This is a genomic window from Bradyrhizobium sp. T-12, assembly GCF_058314695.1.
Map to the genome: position 1 here is coordinate 4,135,848 of NZ_CM177756.1, position 21,308 is coordinate 4,157,155.

The following is a 21,308-nucleotide window of genomic DNA, read 5'->3' on the forward strand; positions in this document are numbered from 1 at the left end:
GACTTAACTTGGCGGCTGATCGATCAGCCGACGATCTCGTTGCCCGAGAAGAACTGCGCAATCTCGATCGCGGCGGTCTCCGGGGCATCCGAGCCGTGGGCGGAATTCTCGCCGATCGACTTCGCGTAGAGCTTGCGGATGGTGCCCTCCGCGGCCTTGGACGGATCGGTCGCGCCCATCGCGTCGCGATACCTGGCGACGGCATTCTCGCCTTCCAGCACCTGGACGACGACCGGACCCGAGGTCATGAACTCGACGAGCTCGCCGAAGAACGGCCGTGCCTTGTGGACGGCATAGAAGGTCTCGGCCTGCTCCTTGGTCATGCGGATGCGCTTCTGCGCAACGATGCGCAGGCCCGCCTTTTCGATCACGGCGTTGACGGCGCCGGTCAGGTTACGCGCGGTCGCGTCGGGCTTGATGATCGAGAAAGTGCGTTCGATGGCCATAATCTTGTCCTTGGAAGAAAACCGGTGGTTGGCGGGTTGCGGGGCTTATATCGGCGCCTTTGCCATCCGGCAAGCGACCGCCGGTATGACGTCACAGGCGCTTCGCCGCAGGACCGTGACCGACCTGGATTACGACAATTTCACCCAGATGAACCCAATCTGAAGGCTCTGTCAGGATTCGGTTCAGCCTCGCCGGCGTAGGGTTGGCCCATCGAAACCGAAGCCTGATCATCAGGCGGACCGTTTCGGCGGCCTTTCCATCGACGCGGATTGCCCCCGCGCCGGCAGTTCTGAGGAGATCACCATGTTGAGGAAACTTTCGCTTGCCGCTGTCGCTGCGGTTGCGCTCGGTGCCGCGCTGGCGCCGACCTCGGCCTCCGCTCACTGGCATGGCGGCGGACCGGGCTGGCATGGCGGTGGCGGCTGGCACGGCGGCTACCGCTGGGGCGGCCCGCGGTTCTATGCCCCCGTCTCCTACGGCTATGGCGGCTGCTATGTGCGCCGGCTGGTCCCGACCCCCTGGGGACCCCGCTGGCGGCTGATCAACCGCTGCTACTGAGCCCGACAGCACCTTTCTGAAGACCGACAGGTATCTGCGCCCCCCACAGGTACCTTCCAAGAGGAGCCCCGGCGATCCCCCCGCCGGGGCTTCGCATTTTGGGCGGATACGGCGGGATTCCTACAATTTTGACGAGAATGGCAGCTATCCCCTGGGAATCGCGAAACCATTTTGGGGGCCAATGACTTGGTACCGTGTCGATACTTTGAGAACACGGAACCTGCGTGATGGCTGGCCTTCTTGCCAATGACAGCGAACAAATCGACCGGCGCACCACCCGCTCGATTTGCGATGCCGTGGGCGAACGGCTCCAGCAGAGCCTCCGCCCCGAAACCCGGCTCCCTACACATCTCGAGCAGCTCCTCAACGAGCTGGAACGGCGCGAACGCGACCCCCATTAGGCTGCGGGCGGCAGTTGCAGAAACGGGTTGCGTTTGATGCCGGCTGCGGTGACAAGGCCGCATGCTGTCCATTACCGACCTCTCCATCCGCCTCGCCGGACGTCTTCTGATTGACCAGAGTTCCGTGCAGATCACGCCGGGATCCCGCGTCGGTCTGGTCGGACGCAACGGCACGGGCAAGTCGACGCTGTTCAAGGTGATCCGCGGCGAGCTCGCGGCCGAGCACGGCTCGGTGACTTTGCCGCCGCGCTGGAGCATCGGCAGCCTCGCCCAGGAGGCCCCCAACGGACCCGAAAGCCTGATCTCGGTCGTGCTCAAGGCCGATCTGGAACGCGACGCGCTCCTCACGGAAGCCGAGAGCGCGACGGATCCGCACCGGATCGCCGAGATCCAGACCCGCCTCGTCGACATCGACGCGCATTCGGCGCCGAGCCGTGCCGCCGCGATCCTCTCGGGCCTCGGCTTCTCCGCCGCCGACCAGCTCCGCCCCTGCGCCGAATTCTCCGGCGGCTGGCGCATGCGCGTCGCGCTCGCCGCCACGCTGTTCGCGGCGCCCGACCTGTTGCTGCTCGACGAGCCCACCAACTATCTCGATCTCGAGGGAACGCTGTGGCTGGAGGATCACCTCGCGCATTATCCGCGCACCGTGATCGTGATCAGCCACGACCGCGACCTCCTGGAAAGCTCGGTCGACCAGATCCTGCACCTGGAGCGCGGCAAGCTCACGCTCTACAAGGGCAGCTATTCCTCCTTCGAGGAGCAGCGCGCCGCGCGCGAGCTGCTCGATGCCAAGGCCGTCAAGCGCCAGGAGGCTGAACGGGCGCGCCTGCAGGCCTTTGTCGACCGCTTCAAGGCCAAGGCCTCGAAAGCCCGACAAGCACAGTCTCGCGTGAAGATGCTGGAGCGGCTGAAGCCGATCACGGCACTGGTCACCGAGGACGTGCGCGAGATCAGCTTTCCCGCGCCCGAAAAAATCCTGTCGCCGCCGATCATCGCGGTCGACAACGCCTCGGTCGGCTACGATCCCGCGGCGCCCGTGCTCAATCGCGTCACCTTGCGCATCGACAATGACGATCGCATCGCGCTGCTGGGCGCCAACGGCAACGGCAAGTCGACGCTGGTCAAGCTGCTCGCCGGACGCCTTGCGCCGTTCTCCGGCAAGGTGACTCGCGCGGACAAGCTCTCGATCGCCTACTTCGCGCAGCACCAGCTCGATGAGCTGAACGAGGACGCCTCGACCTACGACCACGTCCGCAAGCTGATGGGAAGCGAGGCGCCGGAGGCCAAGGTGCGCGCCCGCGCCGGCGCGATCGGCTTCTCCGGCAAGGCCGCCGACACCAAGGCCGGCAAATTGTCGGGCGGCGAGAAGGCTCGGCTGCTGCTGGGCCTTGCGACCTTCTTCGGCCCCAACATGATCATCCTTGACGAGCCGACCAACCATCTCGACATCGACAGCCGTGGCGCGCTTGCCGAAGCCATCAACGAATTTCCCGGCGCGGTGATCATGGTCTCGCACGACCGCTATCTGATCGAGGCCTGCGCCGATCGGCTCTGGATCGTCGCCGATCGCACCGTGACCAATTACGACGGCGACCTCGACGAATATCGCCGCCTGGTGCTGTCGACGCGCAACGGCGAGCCCGCCCCGCGCGAGCGCAGCGCGTCAGCCGAGAAGCCGCAGCGCGCAAGGTCGGACAATCGCGGCTCGCTGAAAAAGCGCATCGCGGAAGCCGAAGCCGAGATCGCCCGCGTCAGCGAGATCATCACCAAGATCGACACGGCGCTGGCCCTGCCCGACATCTTCACGCGCGACCCCAAGCAGGCTGCCCAGTTGTCAAAGGCACGCGCCAACGCGGCCGATGCGCTGGCACGGGCGGAGGAGCAGTGGCTGGAGGCGAGCACGCAGTTCGACGAGGCGGCGGGGTAGATTCAAATTCTCGAAAACAACCCCATGCACAGTACGGGTAATAAACTACCCGCGCACAAGCTGTTGAATAGCGAGCTCTTAGGAGCTGGTCACATCAGTCGGCGTACTGTCCGGCGGCCTTGATGATCGGCGCCCAGCGGTCGATTTCACTCACCAGCACCGCGCCGAGCGCCTCCGGCGTCGCCTTGTCTTTCGGGGCAGGCTCGGTGTTGATGTCGTTGAGCCGGGCGATCATCGTGGGATCCTGGAGTGCGGCCTGGAGCGCCGCCGTCAGCTTCTGAATGATCGCCGGCGGCGTGCCCTTCGGCGCATAGAGGCCGTGCCACACGCCGAGTTCAAAGCCCTTGAGGCCCGCCTCGTCCGCTGTCGGCAGATCGGGCAAGCTCTTCAACCGCTCCTTGGTCGTCACCGCATAGGCTTTGACCTGCTTGGCCGAGATCGGCCCGGTGGTGTTCGTCGCCTGGTCGCAGGTAAGATCGATCTGCCTACCGAGGAGATCGTTCATGATCGGGCCGTTGCCCTTGTACGGCACCGTGGTGAGCTGCTTCTGGATCGCCGTCATGAACAGCATGCCGCACAGATGCGACGCCGCACCGAGCCCAGCATTGGCATAGGTCAGCTTGTCGCCCTGCTGCTGGGCGTAGGCGACCAGGTCCTTGAGCGTGTCGGCCGGGAAATCCGGACGCGCGATGATGGTCATGGGCGCGTTGGTCACGAGCCCGATCGGCGCAAAGGCCGTCTTGGTGTCGTAGGTGAGGTTGCGATAGAGCGTCGCCGCAGTCGAAATGCCGACGTGATGCATCAGCAGCGTATAGCCGTCGGGCTGGGCGCGCGCGGCGCGGGTCGAGCCGATGATGCCGCCGGCGCCGGTCGCGTTCTCGACGATGACCTGCTGGCCCAGCGACTTCGCCATGCCCGCGGCCGTCAGGCGAGCGATGGTGTCGGTCGGCCCGCCGGCGGCGAACGGCACCAGCATGGTGATGGGCCTCGTCGGATAGTCCTGGGCGAAGGCCGCGCCAAGCGGCAAGAGCAGAGCCGACACGAGGGCAATGAACCGCATAATTTCCTCCAGATTGTTATTGGCGCCATCAAAGCGGATTCCTGGCCGCACGGCCATCAGGAAAGCGACTTCATCAGGAGGGTTGCGATCACGATCATGATTGCGCCGCCGACACGGGTCGCAATCTGTGCGAAGGCCATCAGGCCCATGCGATCCGCCGCGCCGAGGATGGCGACGTCGCCGGTTCCGCCGAGGCCGGAATGGCACGCGGTCACGATCGCCGCCTCGACCGGATACATGTTCAGCCACTTGCCGACGAAGAAGCCCGACGCGATCATCGCCAGCACCGTGGTCGTGCAGATCATGATGTAGCCCGGATTGAACGAGGCGACGAGTTGCTGCCATGAGACCAGCAAGGTCCCCATCGCCACCAGGATCGCAAACGTCAGGTTGGTCGACATGAACTTGTTGATCTGATAGGCGCCGAGCTCCATCTCGGCCGGGAGTAACCTCGTCAGCTTCAACGCCACTGCGGCGATGATCATCATGATGGGGCCCGGGATGCCGGTGAACGGCGCCAGGACAATGCCCAGCACGAACAGGCCGCATGACAGCACCATGCCGGCGCCGAGCAGCCCGAGATCGATCGGCCGGTCAGGCCGCGACTCTCCGAGAATGTCGCCGTCTCCGGTCTTGACCAGCATGCCGTTGCCGTTGAGCTCGCGGCGCGTCTCGCCGAGCCGTGCCAGCAGGCCGGCGCTGACGATGGCGACGACGTTGCCGAGCAGCGCCGCCGGCACCATCTGCGCCACCAGCTCGGCCTGCGGCCGGTGCAGCATTTCCGAATAGGCAATCGACAGCGGCAGCACGCCCTCGGCAAGGCCGCCGCCGACAATGGGAATGATGACGAAGAAGAACGTGTCCTTCGGGCTGTGGCCGAACAGAAGTCCGACCGCGATGCCCGCGGAGACGGCCGCGATCGTGCCGACAAGCAGCGGAACGAACATGCGGATGAAGCCCTGGACCAGGACCCGGTAGGGCATGCCGAGGATCGAGCCCGCGACGAGGCAGGCGATGAAGAAATATTGAAAATTGGCGGTGCGGAACGTCGTCGCGATCGCCTTCAGCGCAACCTCCGGCATCAGGCCGTAGCTCACCAGGGCCGAGGGCACGAACAGGCAGAGGATCGCCGTGCCGCCGATCTTGTTCAGAATGGGAATCGTCTGTCCGAGCTTGCCCAGGAGGAAGCCGAGCAGCATCAGGACCAGAAGGCCGCCGATCACGTCGTTCGGCAGCTTGCCGGAATAGACGGCGGCGGCACAGACGAGCGCGGCCGCGAGGTAGATGCCGAGCGGCAAGGGGCCGATCTTGAGGCCTGCAAGCTTCGTCGCAGAAGCGGTCTCCGGCGCTTCAGCCGCGCGATAAGTCGTGTCTACCAAGGGTCCCTCCGCTGTTTATCGTTCTTCGTGGCGCGGGGTCGAGCCGCGCCCGGCGCGTGCAGTCTCAGGCAATCCAAGGATTCTCCACGCGATGCCGCGTCTCGAAGGCGCGGATGTCGTCGGCGAAGACGAGCGTGGAGGCGATGAAATCGCGGCCGGTCAGGAAGGCCTCCTTCCTGTCCGGCTCGATATCGAATGCGATGGCGCGGTGGCCGCGATCGAAGCGGATCGTCTGCGCGGCGAGATCGACGGTGAGGTCATTGCGCGCATCGTCGGCCACGACGGTGGCAAGCTCGGACACGACAGCGGGATCAAGCGAGATCGTCAGCAGGCCGTTGTTGGCGCAATTGTCGTTGAAGATTCCTGCGAAGGTGGTGCCGATCAGCGCGCGGATGCCGAGTTGCTGAAGTCCCCAGACGGCGTGCTCGCGGCTCGAGCCGCAGCCGAAATTCGGGCCCACAACGAGGAAGCTGGCGTCGCGATAGCCGTCCTGGTTCAGGACGAAGTCCGGATTGGGCCTGCCGTCGCCGAACCGCAGCAGGTTGAAAGTCCCCTCGCCGAGGCCACTGCGGTCTACGCCCTTGAGGAACATTTTCGGCATGATCACGTCGGTATCGACGTTCGGCGCCAGCATCGGCGCCGCGACGCCCGTGACCTGATGGAACGGCGTCATTGGCTTGATCCTTCCAGAAGCGAACGCACATCGGTGATGCGTCCGGTGACGGCAGCGGCCGCCACCATCGCCGGGCTCATCAGATGCGTGCGCGCGCCCGGGCCCTGCCGGCCTTCGAAGTTGCGGTTGGTCGATGACGCGCAGCGCTCGCCCGGCTTCAGCACGTCGTCGTTCATCGCAAGGCACATCGAGCAGCCCGACTGCCGCCATTCGACGCCGGCATCCGTGAACACCCTGGCGAGGCCTTCGGCCTCGGCCTGCGCCCTGACCTGGGTCGAGCCCGGCACCACGATGGCCCGCACGCCGTCCGCGACGCGGCGGCCGCGAAAGATTGCGGCGGCATCGCGCAGATCCTCGATCCGCGAATTGGTGCAGGAGCCGATGAAGGCGAAGTCGATCGGAACGGATTGAATGGGCAGTCCGGGCGCAAGGCCCATATAGCTCAGCGCGCGCAGCGCGGCCGCCTTGCGGTCGGGCGCCGCCTGACCTGCCGGGTCGGGGATGCTCTCCGTGACGGCGATCGCCTGGTCGGGGCTGGTGCCCCAGGTCACCAACGGCGCGACCTCGGACACGTCGAGCGCGATCTCGCGGTCGAACCGGGCGCCGGGATCCGAAGCCAATGCAAGCCAGCTCCGGGCGGCGCGCTCCCACATCTCGCCTTTTGGCGAACGCGGACGGCCCTTCAGATAATCCAGCACCTTCTGGTCCGGCGCGATCACGACACCGCGCGCGCCCGCCTCGACGATCATGATCGACATCACGATCCGGCCCTCGACACTCATGTCGGAGACGACGGGACCGCCGAACTCCACGGCATATCCGGTCGCACCGTCGGCACCGATCCGCCGGATCACCTCCATGACGACGTCCTTCGGTGTGACGCCGAGCGAGAGCCTCCCGGTCAGATCGATGCGCATCGTCTTGAGCCGGCGGTAGCGCACTGTGGAGGTCGCGAGATAGTGCTCGATGTCGGACGTGCCGATGCCGTAGCCGAGCGCACCGAACGCGCCATAGGCCGTGCTGTGACTATCGCCCGCCGCGATCACCATGCCGGGCATGACCAGCCCCTGCTCCGGCGCCACGACATGCTCGATGCCCTGCCGGGGATCGAGGATGTCGAAATATTCGATGCCGAAATCCCTGGCGTTATCGGCAAAATAGTCGACCTGCCGCGCCGCCGCGCCGTCCGGCATCGCGCGGGTGCGCCGGGCGGCCGTCGGGTTGACGTGGTCGACCACCATCAACGCCGCCCCGGGATTCCAGACCTTGCGTCCGGCCGCGCGCAAGCCCGCGAAGGCTTGCGGACTGGTGTATTCGTTGAGCACGGTACGGTCGACGTAAAGCAGCACGAGCCCGGACTCATCGAGATTGCGGACGACATGGGCGTCGACCAGTTTGTCGTACAGCGTGCGCGCTGCCATCGCGCTGTCCTCCGGAAAAACTCTTGTCCCGACCGTGCCGTCCGCCACACTGGAAATCCAATGTCGTGTTCTGATATCGTTATGCAGATCATGCATAAGCAATGCAGGGATGTCGGGAGGCTGCGATGGAGATCAATTGGCTGCACGATTTCATCGCGGTTGCGACCACGCGCAGCTTTTCGCGGGCGGCCGAGCAACGCAATTGCTCACAGCCGGCGCTGAGCCGCAGAATCCAGGCGCTCGAGGTCTGGACCGGCGCACCTCTGCTGGAGCGCACCACGCACAGCGTCAATCTCACGCCGGCCGGCGAAGGGTTTCGCGACATCGCCGAGGACGTCCTGCGCCGGCTCGCCGCCGGCCGGCTCGATGCTCAGGAGCGGGCCCGCGGCGCGTCCGACGTGCTGAAATTCGCCTCGACCAACGCGCTGTCGCTGACCTTCTTCCCGGATTGGCTGCGCGGCATCGAGACCGAGCTGTCGTTCGTGCCGAACGTGCAGCTCGTCGCCAACCACATGGAGGCCTGCGAACGGATCCTGCTGGCGGGCGATGCGCACTTCCTGCTCTGCCATTACCATCCGGCGGCAGCCACGGCGCTGACGCCTTCGCATTTCCGCTCGCTTCACGTCGGCAACGACAGGCTCATCCCTGCATCGGTGCCGCTTTCAGGCCGGAGCCGCAAGCCGCGTTTCAAGTTGCCGGGCTCGGCAGCCGCGCCGGTCCCATTCCTGAGCTTCCGTCCTGAATCGGGCATGGGGCGAATCCTCGAATCCGTGCGTGCGACCTCGCGGGACGACGTCTATCTACGCCCGACCTTCACCTCGCATCTTGCAAAGCTATTGGTGACGATGGTGCAGAACGGCCGCGGCATGGCTTGGCTGCCCGAAAGCCTGATCAGCGATCAGCTTGCCTCCGGCGAGATCGTCGCAGCAGGCGGCGCGGAATGGCACGTGCCGATCGAGATCCACGTGTTCCGGCCGAAGCTGCGGCTGGCCAAGGCCGCCGAGGCGTTTTGGAGTCACATCGAGAAGAACGGCGCGCGGACTTAGGGATGACAGCGGCGCGAACCGTACAGACAGCCGCGTTTATTGGCGCGGCATCGGAAGCACGAGCATTCGCTTACGCGTGCTTCTTCTTCGGCTTGGCCGCCCTCGGCACCGGCTGCGGCTCGGGATTGCCCTCGATCGAGGACAGGCGGCCCGCCGTGAAGGTATAGATGCCCGCGCGCGGGCCGGTGGTCCAGGTGACGACGGCGACGCGGCGGCCGGCGGCATCGTTGGAGAGGTTGACGTTCGAGGGCGCGCCGATGCCGCGCACCACGTCGCATTCGGTGTGGCCGAGCGCAACCGTGCCGCCCATCGGCGACGGCGCCGTCGTCGATGCGTTGGCATCGGCCGGCCCGGGCGGCGGCGTCATGCCGGCACAGGCCCCGTCGGCACTGACGAGATCCTCAGCTCCGACCGGCTTGTCGGGGGTCAGCGGCGGCGACTCGATCGAGATGTTCTTGATGAAGATGCGGCCCGGCTTCTGGAACCATTCCGCGTCCTTCGACAACAGGTCGGTCCCGCTCGAACAGCCCGCGACCAGCGGTGCTATTGCAGCCAACGCAACTATGAGCGACCTGGGAAGCTTTTGATGTCGCACGATAAACCAAATTCCCCGCGTGAAGGACCAGCCCTAAGCGATTGTCCCAACATCACTTTGCGGCACGAAGGTGACAAAAGCCAGCATCGCCCGAAAAGTCCAAATTATCATTAATTGCCAAGGACGATTGCAAAGGATGATCGCCAAGGACGCTAATTCCGACGCTGCCACCGGCCCCGTTCGTCGGCCTGCCAATAGGTGACATCAAATCCCTTCGCCTTGCAATCCGTCCAGGCACTGCGGGCGAGCGCCAGCGCATCCGGATCATCACCGTTGAACAGCAGCACCATGCGCGCATAGCCCTGCGCGTCCTCTGGGAGGGCCGCATTGTCGACCAGGAAGCGGATATGGGCGCCGTTGGGATTGCCCTCCTCGATCGCCAGCACGATCGGCTGATCGGCGGCATCGTTCACGCGCCATGTCGCGTGCGGCAGGAAGGAATCGTCGCGATAGGTCCATAAATGGGCGTCGAGCGCGTCGGCCCGTTCCTCCGAGGTCGACTGCACCACGACGCGCCAGCCGCGCTCGAGCGATTTCTCGAGAAGCGGCGGCAAGACGTTCTCCACCGTCATGTTTTGCAGATGGTAGAACAGCACTTCCGTCATCGCGAGGTCACTTGCGCTCGTAGTGATCGGCGACCAGGCGGTCGAGCAGACGGACGCCGTAGCCCGCGCCCCAGCTGTGGTTGATGTCGGTCTTCGGCGCGCCCATGGCGGTGCCGGCGATGTCGAGATGGGCCCAGGGCGTGCCGTCGACGAAGCGCTGCAGGAACTGCGCCGCGGTGATCGAGCCGCCATGACGGCCGCCGGTGTTCTTCATGTCGGCGAACTGGGAATCGATCAGCTTGTCGTATTCGGGACCGAGCGGCATGCGCCAGACCTTTTCCCCGCTCTCGGTGCCGGCCGCCAGCAGGCGTTCGGCAAGCTCGTCATTGTTGGAGAACATGCCGGCATGCTCGGTGCCGAGCGCGACCACGATCGCGCCGGTCAGCGTCGCCAGGTCCACCATGAATTTCGGCTTCACCTTCTTGGCGACGTACCAGAGCACGTCGGCCAGCACGAGGCGACCCTCCGCGTCGGTGTTGATGATCTCGATGGTCTGGCCCGACATCGAGGTGACGATATCGCCCGGCCGCTGCGCATTGCCGTCGGGCATGTTCTCGACGAGGCCGATGGCGCCGACCACGTTGGCCTTGGCTTTGCGCGCCGCCAGCGCGTGCATCAGGCCGACGACGCAGGCTGCGCCCCCCATGTCGCCCTTCATGTCCTCCATGCTGCCGGCCGGCTTGATCGAGATGCCGCCGGTGTCGAAGCAGACGCCCTTGCCGATGAAGCTGACCGGCGCCTCGCCCTTCTTGCCGCCGTCCCAGCGCATGATCACGGTCCGGCTCGGCCGCGCCGAGCCCTGGCCGACGCCGAGCAGCGCGCCCATGCCGAGCTTCTGCATCGCCTTGACGTCGAGCACCTCGACCTTGACGCCGAGCTTGCGGAGCTGACTGGCGCGGCGCGCGAATTCTTCGGGGAAGAGCACGTTCGGCGGCTCGTTGACGAGGTCGCGCGCGATGATCACGCCGTCGACGACGTGGCCGGCCGCGACAAACGCCTTCTTCGCGGCAGCGGCATCGCCGACCGCAAGCGAGATGTCGGCGCGCGGGGCCCCCTCCTCGCCGTCCTTCTTCTTGGTCTTGTAGCGGTCGAACTTGTAGGCGCGCAGGCGCAGGCCCGAGGCGATCGCAACCGCCTGCTCGCTTCCCATCGCACCATCGGGCAGTTCCGCCATGATGGTCATGGCGGCGCTTCCTGCGGGAAGCTTGCTCGCCGCCACACCGCCGAATTTGAGGAAATCGTTCGCCTTCAGGCCGGCCGCCTTGCCGGCGCCGATCACGATCAGGCGGGTGGCCTTCACCCCTTCCGGCGCCAGGACGTCCAGCGCCGCCCCGCTTTTACCCTTGAAGGCGGCAGCGGCGGCCGCGCGCTTCACGAGGTCGACGGCGCCGCCCAGCGCCTTGGCCGTCGCGGGGCCGACCTTCAGATTGTCGTCGCAGAACACGACCAGGATGCCACGGGCGGCTGATGACAGCGGGACGAAGCCGACCTTGATGGCATCGGACATGGGTAACTCCTTCAAAATTCTTGGTCTTTTTGCCGTTCACGGGTCCTGGCGGGGCGACGGATTTGAACGGCGATTCAGTGAGCCTTGCGCACTATGGGCCAGCGGCCCGGCAGATGCCAAGCGCCCCCGTGGCCGGCGGGCCACAACGAGCGAAATATTAACCATATATTGAGGGTGCCATGGGGCAGCCATTTTGTTGACGGATCAAAGGGATGGTAGTGAGAGAGTAAGCTGGCGGAAGAGGCGCTGGCCAACCTTGGGGATCCCCTGCTCGGGATTGGTTGGACCGGCGGAATTTCGGCCGACATTGGGGACTTGGTGGGATTCGTGCGGTAGCGCATGGGGTCGATCGATAAGTATATCTTCCGCACGACGCTGGCGTCGTTTGCGCTGGTCCTGGTCAGCCTCACCGGCGTGATCTGGATTACGCAGGCGTTGCGCGGCATCGACCTGATGACGAGCCAGGGTCAGACCATCCTCACCTTCCTGGGCATCACCAGCCTCGTCATCCCGGCCCTGGTCCTGATCATCTCGCCGATCGCGCTGATGATCGCGATCTCGCATACGCTGAACAAGCTCGCGACCGATTCCGAGATCATCGTGATGAATGCCGCCGGCTTCTCGCCATTCCGGCTGTTCTATCCGTTCTTCTACGCCACCTGCGTGGTGGCGCTGCTGGTTGCCTTCATCGCCGCCTATCTGGCCCCCGACGGCATGCGGCGAATCAAGCAGTGGGACGCCGAGATCACCGCGGACGTGCTCACCAACATCCTGCAGCCCGGCCGCTTTGCCCAGCTGGACAAGAACCTCACGATCCGGATTCGCGAGCGCCAGCCCGGCGGCATCCTGGCCGGCATCTTCATCGACGACCGCCGCGATCCGAACGAGCGCGTCTCGATCGTCGCAGAACGCGGCGAGGTCGTGAAGAACGAGACCGGCTCGTTCCTGGTCCTGGAGACCGGCAATCTCCAGCGCTTCGAGGCCGGCAAGCGCGATCCGGCGCTGGTGGCTTTCGGCCGCTACGGCTTCGACATGTCGAAATTCTCCAACCAGGGCCGCGACGTCACCCTGGGCATCCGCGAGCGCTATCTGTGGGAGCTGTTCTCGCCGTCCGAGGACGACCCCGTCTACAAGCAGATCCCCGGGCAATTCCGCTCGGCCCTGCATGACAGCCTGTTGGCTCCGATTTATCCGTTTGCCTTTGCCGTGCTGACCTTCGCCTTCCTCGGAGCGCCGCGCACCACCCGCCAGAGCCGCAACTTCTCGATCGGCTCGTCGATCATCGCGGTGTTCGGCCTGCGGATGGCGGGCTTTGCCTGCTCGGTGATGGCGGTGAAGTCGTCGAGCCCGGTGCTGGTGCAATATGCGATGGTCTTCGGCGCCATCGGCGTCGGGCTGTGGATGATCATCAGCGGCGTCGTGGTCGAGCCGCCCCCCGGCCTGATGGAGGCCATCAACAGGTCGAATGCGCGCATCGCGCGGCTGTTCGGACGTCCGGCCACCGCATGAGCATGCTCACCAACACACTCGGGCGCTATTTCGCCGGCCGCTTCGTGGTCGCGGCGCTCGGCGTGTTCGCCAGCATTTTCCTGCTGCTGGTGCTGGTCGACTATATCGAGATGGTGCGCAAGACCTCCGGACTGGCCTCCGCCTCGGCGCTCATGGTGGCCGAGACCTCGCTGTTCCGGGTGCCGCAGCTCCTGGAGAAGCTGACGCCGTTCTGCATGCTGATCGGCGCCATGACCTGCTATCTCGCCCTCTCCCGGCGATTGGAGCTCGTGGTCGCCCGCGCCGCCGGTATCTCGGCATGGCAGTTCATCTCGCCGGCGCTCGGCAGTGCGCTGCTGATCGGCGTGATCGCCACGGTCGCCTACAATCCGATGTCGGCCAATTTGCGTGAAGCCTCCAAGCGCATGGAGGCCGAGCTGTTCGGCTCGGCGCCCGGCGGCGGCATCCAGGACGCCTCCGGCTTCTGGCTCAATCAGGTGACCAGCGACGGCCAGACCATCATCAATGCGGCGCGCAGCGAGCAGCAGGGCATCCGGCTCACGGGGCTGACGCTGTTCCGGTTCGACCCCGAGCAGCACTTCAAGGAGCGGGTCGAGGCGCGCGAGGCGACGCTCGAGGCCGGCCGCTGGCTGTTCAAGGGCGTCCGCCGCTTTTCGCTGGACGCCCCGCCGATCGACCAGGCCACGCTCGAGATTCCGACGACGCTGACCGAGGCGCAGGTCCGCAACAGCTTTTCCACCCCGGAAACTGTGTCCTTTTGGCAACTACCGAGCTACATCCGCTCGTCCGAAAGCTCGGGCTTCGCGACAGCGGGATACCGACTCCAGTATCAGAAGCTTCTGGCACAGCCATTTTTGCTGGCCGCCATGGTGATGCTCGCGGCCTCCGTGTCGTTGCGCTTCTTCCGGATGGGCGGCGTGCAAAAGATGGTTTTGAGTGGCGTGGGCGCAGGCTTTCTGCTCTACGTTCTGTCGAAAGTGACTGAAGACTTGAGCAAGGCTGAGTTGATGCATCCGATCGCTGCGGCGTGGTTGCCCGTGGTGGTGGGCGGCCTCACCGGCTTTTTGGCCTTGTTGTACCAGGAGGACGGTTAGTGACTGCCGTCCATCGAGGACCCGTGTCTCGTTTGACGCGCCGCATGGTGATGCGCGCGAACGGGTGCGGCTTGTCTCTTCGCAGGATCGTGATGGCTGTCGCGACGGCGGCCTCGCTCGGCGCGCTGATCGACGTTGCCGCCGTGGCGCCGGCCTCCGCCCAATACACCTACAATCCGCTGCCGCCGCGTCCGAAGCCGGCGAAGGCCGCCAACGACAACCAGATGCTGGTTCAGGCGACCGAGGTCGACTACGACTACAACAATTCGCGTGTTTCCGCGGTCGGTAACGTCCAGCTGTTCTACAACGGAACCAGCGTCGAGGCCGACAGGGTCATCTACGACCAGAAGACCAAGCGGCTGCATGCCGAAGGCAACATCCGCATGACGGATGCCGACGGCAAGATCACCTATGCCGAGATCATGGATCTCTCGGATGATTACCGCGACGGTTTCGTCGATTCGCTGCGCGTGGACACGGCCGACCAGACCCGCATGGCCGCCAGCCGCGCCGACCGCTCCAGCGGCAACTACACGGTGTTCGAGAACGGCGTCTACACGGCCTGCGCGCCGTGTAAGGACGATCCGAAGAAGCCGCCGCTGTGGCAGGTCAAGGGTGCGCGCATCATCCACGACCAGCAGGAGAAGATGCTGTATTTCGAGACGGCACAGCTCGAATTCTTCGGCGTGCCCCTCGCCTACATGCCCTATTTCTCGACGCCCGACCCGACCGTGAAGCGCAAGAGCGGCTTCCTGATGCCGGGCTACATTGCCGGCACGTCGAACACGGGCTACGGCGTCGAGGTTCCCTATTATTGGGCGATCGCGCCCGACATGGACGCAACCATCACCCCCCGCATCCTGTCGCGACAGGGCGTGCTGCTGCAGGGCGAATTCCGCCAGCGCCTGATCGACGGCGCCTACCAGATCCGCGCCTATGGCATCGACCAGCTCGATCCCGGCGCGTTTAGCGGCCAGCCCGGCGACCGCCAGTTCCGCGGCGCCGTCGACACCAAGGGTCAGTTCGCGCTGAACGACAAATGGGTCTGGGGCTGGGACGGCGTCGTGATGTCCGACTACTATTTCTTCTCGGACTACCGCCTCTATCAGTACCGCGATCCGCTCGGCTCGTTCCTGCTGCTGCCGACGGAGGCGCTGTCGCAGCTCTATCTGACCGGTGTCGGCAACCGCAGCTTCTTCGACGCCCGCACGATGTACTGGCTGAGCTATTCGGGCAACCAGAGCCAGGTGCCGATCGTCTATCCGGTGATCGACTATTCCAACGTGCTCAACTATCCGGTGTTCGGCGGCGAGTTCAGCTACAAGACCAATTTCGTGAACCTGTCGCGCGAGCAGGCGGCGTTCGATCCGATCACGACGACCGCCAACACGAGCAGCCTGTGCACGACGGCATCGGCCGATCCGCTGGCGCGCCTGCCCTCGCAGTGCCTGCTGCGCGGCTTCCCCGGCACCTACACCCGCCTCACGGCGGAAGCGCAATGGCGCAAGTCCTTCACCGATCCGCTCGGCCAGATCTGGACGCCGTTCGCGAGCCTGCGCGCCGACGCGATCAATTCCTCGGTCTCCAACCAGCCGGGCGTGTCGAACTATCTTCCCGTCGGCGACACCCAGGCGTTCCGCCTGATGCCGACCGTGGGTCTCGAATATCGCTACCCCTTCATCAACATCCAGCCCTGGGGATCGACCACGCTCGAGCCGATCGCGCAGATCATCATCCGGCCGAACGAGACCTATGCCGGCAAGCTGCCGAACGAGGACGCCCAGAGCATGGTGTTCGACGCCTCGAACCTGTTCAGCGTCGACAAGTTCTCCGGCTACGACCGCGTCGAGGGCGGCGGCCGCGCCAATGTCGGCGTGCAGTCCACCACGCAGTTCGACAGGGGCGGCGCGGTCAAGGTGCTGTTCGGCCAGTCCTACCAGCTGTTCGGCATGAATTCCTTCGCGGTCCAGGACAGCATCAACACCGGCCTCAATTCCGGCCTGGACAAGCCGCGCTCCGATTACGTCGCGAGCGCCAGCTATTCGCCCAACAGCACGTACACGTTCAGCGTCCGCTCCCGCATGGATGAGCAGACCTGGAACGTGCAGCGCTTCGAGGCGGAAGGCCGCGCCAACTTCAATCGCTGGTCGGTCAGCGTACTGTACGGCAATTACGCAGCGCAGCCGGAGCTCGGCTATCTGACCCGCCGTGAGGGTATCCTGACCTCGGGATCGCTGAAGGTCGCGAACAATTGGGTGGTGTCGGGCTCGGCGCGGTGGGACCTCGAGGCCAACAAGATCAACCAATATGTGCTCGGCGCGGGCTATGTCGACGATTGCTTCGTGCTGGCGGCGAACTACGTAACTTCGTATAGTTATTCAGCGGGCACCACGCCGCCCGTGCTGAGCCATGCGTTCATGTTCCAGATCGGCCTGCGCACGCTGGCAACCTCGACGACGGCCAGCAGTTCCTCCGGCCTCCAGTGAACGGTTTGAAGTGCCGGCCGCGCTTGCCCTCATCACAGGCTCGACGCGGCTGACATGCGAGCGACAATCATGACGACCCTATTGCCCGTTTTCCGCCTCCTCCTTGCCGTCAGCGCCGGGCTGATCCTGACCGGACTGCCCTCGGCCTCGCGCGCGCAGAACATCGTCGTCATGGTCAACGGCGATCCGATCACCGATTTCGACATCGAGCAGCGCTCCAAGCTCGACCAGCTGACGACACAGAAGACCCCGAGCCGGCAGGAGGTCATTAACGAGCTGATCGACGACAAGGTGAAGATGAAGGAGGGCAGGAAGTACGGGGTCGATCCCGGCGTCTCCGACGTCAACCAGTCCTACGAGGGCATGGCGCAGCGCATGCGCATCTCGCCGGAGCAGCTCACCAAGTCGCTCGAATCCAAAGGCGTGCGCCCCGAAACGCTGAAGGGCCGCATGAAGGCCGAGATGGTTTGGACCAGCCTCGTGCGCGGCCGCTTCAAGGAGAAGCTGCTGGTCGGCGAACGCGACGTCGCCCAGGCCGTGCAGGCCCAGACCGGCGACAAGCTGCAGATCGAAGGCACCGAATACAAGATGCAGCCGATCGTGCTGATCGTGCCGCGCGGCTCGTCCGCCGCGTTCCTGGAGACGCGGAAGAAGGAAGCCGAGACCTATCGGTCGCGTGTCGGAAGCTGCGAGGAAGCCAATTCGCTGTTCCGCTCGACACCGAACGCCACCATCCGCGACAGCGTCACCAAGACCACCGCGGAGCTGCCGGAGGCGTTGCGCAAGGTGCTCGACGACACACCGATCGGCCACCTCACCGCGCCCGAGCTGACCAAGAACGGCATCGAGATGGTGGTGCTGTGCTCGCGCAAGCCGACCATGATCGACACGCCGAAGAAGCGCGAGGTCCGCGAGAAGATGTATCAGGAGAAGTACGAGAAGACCCAGAAGGCCTATCTCGACGATCTCCGCAAGGCGGCGATGATCGAATATCGCAACCATCGCTGATGGCCGCTTCCGCAGCAAAGGCGCTTCCCCTTCCTCTTGCGCTGACCCTGGGCGAGCCCGCCGGCATCGGCCCCGACATCACGATCGCGGCCTGGCTGCGGCGCCGCGAGCTGAACCTGCCCGCCTTCTATCTGCTCGGTGACGAGGCGCTGATCGCGCGCCGCGCCAGGGCGCTCGCCACCTCGCTGGGGGCCGACGTCAGGACCGCGGCGGTGAGCCCCGGCGAGGCCGCTTCGGCCTTCACCGATGCCCTGCCCGTGGTTGCCACCGGCGAGCGCGCCACCGCCGAGCCCGGCAAGCCCGATGCATCAAGCGCGCCCGCCGCACTCGCCTCGATCCGGCAGGCGGTCGCGGATGTCCGCGAGGGCCGCGCCGGCGCGGTCGTCACCAATCCGATCGCCAAGAGCGTGCTCTACCGCGCGGGCTTCCGACATCCCGGCCACACCGAATTCCTCGCCGAGCTCGCCGCGGAGAACGGGCGCGTGCCGCAGCCGGTGATGATGCTGTGGTCGCCGCAACTCGCCGTGGTGCCCGTGACCATTCACGTCTCGATCCGCGACGCCCTGGCAGAGCTCACGAGCGAGCTGATCGTCTCGACCGTGCGCATCGTCGCAACCGAGCTGAAATCCCGCTTCGGAATCGCGCGGCCGCGCATCGCGGTCTCCGGCCTCAATCCGCATGCCGGCGAGGACGGCTCGCTCGGCCACGAGGAGCAGACCGTCATCGCCCCCGCGCTCAGGACCCTGCGCGGCGACGGCATCGAGACCAGGGGCCCGCTGCCCGCCGACACCATGTTCCACGAGGCCGCGCGCAGCACCTATGACTGCGCCGTCTGCATGTATCACGACCAGGCGCTGATCCCGATCAAGACCGTCGCCTTCGACAACGCGGTCAACGTCACGCTCGGCCTGCCCTTTGTCCGCACCTCGCCCGACCACGGCACCGCCTTCGATATCGCCGGCACGGCGAAGGCCAATCCGGCCAGCCTGATCGCGGCGCTCCGGCTCGCCAGCCGCATGGCGGCCGCGAACATCCGATGAGCGCGATCGACGACCTCCCGCCGCTGCGCGAGGTCATTCGCCGGCACGCGCTGTCGGCGCGCAAATCGCTCGGCCAGAACTTCCTGCTCGATCTCAATCTCACGGCGCGCATCGCGCGCGCCGCGGCGCCGCTCGAGGATTCCACCATCGTCGAGATCGGCCCCGGCCCGGGCGGGCTGACGCGCGCACTGCTCGCGCTCGGCGCCAAACGCGTCATCGCCATCGAGCACGACGAGCGCGCGATCCCTGCCTTGCAGGATATTTCCGCGCGCTACCCTGACAGGCTCGAGATCGTGCATGGCGATGCCATGACTTTCGATCCCCGGCCGTTGCTCAATGGCGAGCGGGCAAAAATCGTCGCCAATTTGCCCTACAACATCGCGACCCAGCTCCTGATCAACTGGCTCACCACCGAGCCCTGGCCACCCTGGTACGACATGATGGTGCTGATGTTCCAGCGCGAGGTCGGCGAGCGCATCGTGGCGCACGAGGACGAGGAGGCCTATGGCCGGCTCGGCGTGCTCGCCAACTGGCGCTGCGAGACCAAGATCCTGTTCGACATTGCGCCATCCGCCTTCGTGCCGCCGCCGAAGGTCACCTCCTCCGTCGTGCGCCTCACGCCGCGCGCAGCGCCACTGCCGTGCGATCGCAAGCTGCTCGAACAGGTCGCGGCCAGCGCCTTCGGCCAGCGCCGCAAGATGCTGCGCCAAAGCCTGAAGTCGCTCGGCGTCGATCCCGCGCGGCTTGCTGCGGCCGCCGGCGTCGATGCGACGCGGCGCGCCGAGACCATTCCGATATCGGGCTTTGTTGCCATGGCCCGGGAATTGGCGGATATACGCAGCGAAGCCGAGTAACGAAGAAATTCCGGAGGAAAGAAAATGGCGTTGATGCGCAGGCAGTCCCTGGTCAAGTTCGACGCGCCCTTGTGCGAGACCATCGTCGACACGCCGAAGCCGCAAGGGCGCGAGGTGCTGGTGCGCATCGAGCGCTGCGGCCTCTGCCATTCCGACCTGCACATCCAGGACGGCTATGCCGATCTCGGCGGTGGCAAGAAGCTCGACACCACGCGCGGCATGACGCTGCCCTTCACGCTGGGCCACGAGATCGCCGGCGTGGTCGACGAGGTCGGCCCTGACGTCGCGGCCAATCTCGTCGGCACGAAGAAAGCCGTCTTCCCCTGGATCGGCTGCGGCCAGTGCCGCGATTGCGCCAACGGCGATGAGAACCTCTGCGTGAAGCAGCGCTTCCTCGGCGTGTCCATCGATGGCGGATTTGCCACCCACGTGCTGGTGCCCGACGCGAAATATCTGCTCGACTACGATCCCCTGCCCGTCAACCAGGCCGCGACGCTGATGTGCTCCGGCGTCACCGCCTATGGCGCGCTCAAGCGCCTGGTCGACCGTCCGCGCCAGCGCAACCTCCTGCTGATCGGCCTCGGCGGCGTCGGCATGATGGGCCTGTCGTTCGCGCAGGCGACGTTCAAGCAGCCGATCACGGTCGCCGACCTCTCGCCCGCCGCGCGCGACACCGCGCTGAACAACGGTGCCGCAGTCGCCTACGATCCGTCCGAGCCCGACGTGATCAAGCGCATCCTGAAAGAGACCGAAGGCGGCTTCGATGAGATCGTCGATTTCGCCGGCAACGAGAAATCGATGGCCTTTGCGGTCGCGGTCGCCGCGCGCGGCGGCAAGATCGTGGTCTCCGGCCTGATGGGCGGCCAGTTCACGCTGCCGATGGTGCAATGGGTCTACAAGCGCATGACCATCGAGGGCTTCATGGTCGGCACGCTCGCCGAGGCCCAGGAGCTGATGGCGCTGGCGCGCGCCGGCAAGATCAAGCCGACGCCGATGCGCGAGGAGCCGATGGGCGACGTCCAGAAATGGATCGACGAGCTTCGTGCCGGCAAGGTCGTCGGCCGCATCGTGCTGAAGAACTGACCGATCGCTTGCTGCGGGCCTGGCGCAAGTCGGGCCCGCCGCACGGAACGCCTTCGACCCCGCCGCGTTGGCAGCGCATGTCCATTCGTTGCACTGTCGAAAGCGCATTCTTCATCGCCTGGAGCTGCCTGGAGCAGAGCGGCGAGCTCGGCCCTCCCGACGAGAGCGCGAACGTCATTCTCGACGCCATCGAAGCCCAGCTCAGGACCGGCGAACGCCGGCAGCTGATGCTCGCCAACCGGGCGATCGACGCCTATCGCGCGCATGCGGCCAAACGCCGATCCTCATGGGATCGCGAAGCGCGCTTCGGCTGACAGATCCTTGCCGCCCTCGGGCCGCCGGCCCGGCGGCATTCAGGCGGATTGCGGCCGGCGGTCCGTCGGGCCAAGCGCACGGGGTACGGCGCCTGGCGCTGTGACGGTACGCCAATCCGCGGCCCCGCTATGTTCACTCCTGAACAGACCTCGCGGCAATCGACGCTGAGGGCGCCGCCTGCAATCCCCGCCGCGCGAGCTTTCCGGAATTCCGGAAAGCCGTCGCCTCAACTTTTCAGCTCTCGGCGAGGTCTTGTGTGCACTTTGGAACCGTTGGTTCCGCCACAGAAACGTAGGGTTC

Annotated in this window: 21 protein-coding genes; 13 read left to right on the forward strand and 8 right to left on the reverse strand. The window is 65.6% G+C overall.

All coding sequences use genetic code 11. The features are described 5' to 3' along the window. Positions 1-23 precede the first annotated feature (23 nt). On the reverse strand, positions 24-446 hold the full coding sequence (ndk, locus tag AC0WRY_RS19595; protein ID WP_194402436.1) for a nucleoside-diphosphate kinase: 423 nt from the start codon (positions 444-446) through the stop codon (positions 24-26). Between ndk and AC0WRY_RS19600 the strand changes: the two genes are divergently transcribed. The 4 genes from AC0WRY_RS19600 to AC0WRY_RS19615 all read left to right on the forward strand — a co-directional run bounded on the left by AC0WRY_RS19600 (position 439) and on the right by AC0WRY_RS19615 (position 3,333). Beyond that, positions 439-609 (forward strand): hypothetical protein, encoded by a 171-nt coding sequence (locus tag AC0WRY_RS19600; protein WP_194402437.1) that lies wholly within the window; start codon positions 439-441, stop codon positions 607-609. The two genes, ndk and AC0WRY_RS19600, sit on opposite strands and share 8 nt — an antisense overlap. 141 nt (positions 610-750) lie before the next feature. Then, the gene (locus AC0WRY_RS19605) at positions 751-1,005 is read left to right on the forward strand and encodes a sulfur globule protein precursor (protein WP_135165369.1); all 255 of its coding nucleotides are present in this window, start codon (positions 751-753) and stop codon (positions 1,003-1,005) included. Between the two features lie 227 nt (positions 1,006-1,232). Next, entirely contained in the window at positions 1,233-1,406 is a 174-nt protein-coding gene (locus tag AC0WRY_RS19610) for a hypothetical protein (protein ID WP_194402438.1), read from the forward strand. 61 nt (positions 1,407-1,467) lie between these two features. Continuing rightward, positions 1,468-3,333, forward strand: a complete 1,866-nt coding sequence (locus AC0WRY_RS19615; protein WP_194402439.1) for an ABC-F family ATP-binding cassette domain-containing protein — start codon at positions 1,468-1,470, stop codon at positions 3,331-3,333. A gap of 94 nt (positions 3,334-3,427) precedes the next feature. Here the strand turns inward: AC0WRY_RS19615 and AC0WRY_RS19620 are convergent, their stop codons facing one another. The 4 genes from AC0WRY_RS19620 to leuC all read right to left on the reverse strand — a co-directional run bounded on the left by AC0WRY_RS19620 (position 3,428) and on the right by leuC (position 7,866). Further along, positions 3,428-4,393, reverse strand: a complete 966-nt coding sequence (locus AC0WRY_RS19620; protein ID WP_194402440.1) for a tripartite tricarboxylate transporter substrate-binding protein — start codon at positions 4,391-4,393, stop codon at positions 3,428-3,430. Positions 4,394-4,449: 56 nt separating this feature from the next. Continuing rightward, positions 4,450-5,772: a 2-hydroxycarboxylate transporter family protein gene (locus AC0WRY_RS19625; RefSeq protein ID WP_491120535.1), complete on the reverse strand. Its 1,323-nt coding sequence runs from the start codon at positions 5,770-5,772 to the stop codon at positions 4,450-4,452. 64 nt (positions 5,773-5,836) lie between these two features. Beyond that, entirely contained in the window at positions 5,837-6,445 is a 609-nt protein-coding gene (leuD, locus tag AC0WRY_RS19630) for a 3-isopropylmalate dehydratase small subunit (RefSeq protein WP_491120537.1), read from the reverse strand. Beyond that, positions 6,442-7,866, reverse strand: coding sequence for a 3-isopropylmalate dehydratase large subunit (leuC, locus tag AC0WRY_RS19635; RefSeq protein ID WP_194402443.1), 1,425 nt, complete (start codon positions 7,864-7,866; stop codon positions 6,442-6,444). The genes leuD and leuC overlap by 4 nt, the downstream gene beginning before the upstream one ends. A gap of 125 nt (positions 7,867-7,991) precedes the next feature. On the opposite strand from leuC, the gene AC0WRY_RS19640 reads away from it, so the two are divergent. Beyond that, entirely contained in the window at positions 7,992-8,912 is a 921-nt protein-coding gene (locus tag AC0WRY_RS19640; protein WP_491120540.1) for a LysR family transcriptional regulator, read from the forward strand. Between the two features lie 70 nt (positions 8,913-8,982). Here AC0WRY_RS19640 and AC0WRY_RS19645 read toward each other — a convergent pair whose 3' ends face one another. From AC0WRY_RS19645 to AC0WRY_RS19655, 3 genes are all read right to left on the reverse strand, one after another. Further along, complete coding sequence (locus AC0WRY_RS19645) at positions 8,983-9,468, reverse strand: hypothetical protein (protein ID WP_194402445.1); 486 nt, start codon at positions 9,466-9,468, stop codon at positions 8,983-8,985. A gap of 191 nt (positions 9,469-9,659) precedes the next feature. Next, positions 9,660-10,112: a DNA polymerase III subunit chi gene (locus AC0WRY_RS19650; protein ID WP_194402446.1), complete on the reverse strand. Its 453-nt coding sequence runs from the start codon at positions 10,110-10,112 to the stop codon at positions 9,660-9,662. 7 nt (positions 10,113-10,119) lie between these two features. Continuing rightward, positions 10,120-11,619 carry a leucyl aminopeptidase gene (locus AC0WRY_RS19655; protein WP_194402447.1) on the reverse strand — a complete coding sequence of 500 codons (1,500 nt, stop codon included), beginning with the start codon at positions 11,617-11,619 and terminating at the stop codon, positions 10,120-10,122. A gap of 339 nt (positions 11,620-11,958) precedes the next feature. Between AC0WRY_RS19655 and lptF the strand changes: the two genes are divergently transcribed. The 8 genes from lptF to AC0WRY_RS19695 all read left to right on the forward strand — a co-directional run bounded on the left by lptF (position 11,959) and on the right by AC0WRY_RS19695 (position 21,007). Next, positions 11,959-13,128, forward strand: coding sequence for an LPS export ABC transporter permease LptF (lptF, locus tag AC0WRY_RS19660; protein WP_194402448.1), 1,170 nt, complete (start codon positions 11,959-11,961; stop codon positions 13,126-13,128). Then, positions 13,125-14,222 (forward strand): LPS export ABC transporter permease LptG, encoded by a 1,098-nt coding sequence (gene lptG / locus AC0WRY_RS19665; RefSeq protein ID WP_194402449.1) that lies wholly within the window; start codon positions 13,125-13,127, stop codon positions 14,220-14,222. Before lptF ends, lptG begins: the two co-directional genes overlap by 4 nt. After that, complete coding sequence (locus AC0WRY_RS19670; RefSeq protein WP_194402450.1) at positions 14,222-16,708, forward strand: LPS-assembly protein LptD; 2,487 nt, start codon at positions 14,222-14,224, stop codon at positions 16,706-16,708. Before lptG ends, AC0WRY_RS19670 begins: the two co-directional genes overlap by 1 nt. 69 nt (positions 16,709-16,777) lie before the next feature. Then, the gene (locus AC0WRY_RS19675) at positions 16,778-17,716 is read left to right on the forward strand and encodes a SurA N-terminal domain-containing protein (RefSeq protein WP_194402451.1); all 939 of its coding nucleotides are present in this window, start codon (positions 16,778-16,780) and stop codon (positions 17,714-17,716) included. Further along, on the forward strand, positions 17,716-18,756 hold the full coding sequence (gene pdxA, locus AC0WRY_RS19680) for a 4-hydroxythreonine-4-phosphate dehydrogenase PdxA (protein WP_491120544.1): 1,041 nt from the start codon (positions 17,716-17,718) through the stop codon (positions 18,754-18,756). The genes AC0WRY_RS19675 and pdxA overlap by 1 nt, the downstream gene beginning before the upstream one ends. Next, positions 18,753-19,610, forward strand: coding sequence for a 16S rRNA (adenine(1518)-N(6)/adenine(1519)-N(6))-dimethyltransferase RsmA (rsmA, locus tag AC0WRY_RS19685; protein WP_491120546.1), 858 nt, complete (start codon positions 18,753-18,755; stop codon positions 19,608-19,610). The genes pdxA and rsmA overlap by 4 nt, the downstream gene beginning before the upstream one ends. A 24-nt stretch (positions 19,611-19,634) precedes the next feature. Further along, the gene (locus tag AC0WRY_RS19690) at positions 19,635-20,693 is read left to right on the forward strand and encodes an alcohol dehydrogenase (RefSeq protein WP_491120548.1); all 1,059 of its coding nucleotides are present in this window, start codon (positions 19,635-19,637) and stop codon (positions 20,691-20,693) included. 77 nt (positions 20,694-20,770) lie between these two features. Beyond that, positions 20,771-21,007 (forward strand): hypothetical protein, encoded by a 237-nt coding sequence (locus tag AC0WRY_RS19695; protein ID WP_211417363.1) that lies wholly within the window; start codon positions 20,771-20,773, stop codon positions 21,005-21,007. The last annotated feature ends 301 nt before the right edge of the window (positions 21,008-21,308 follow it).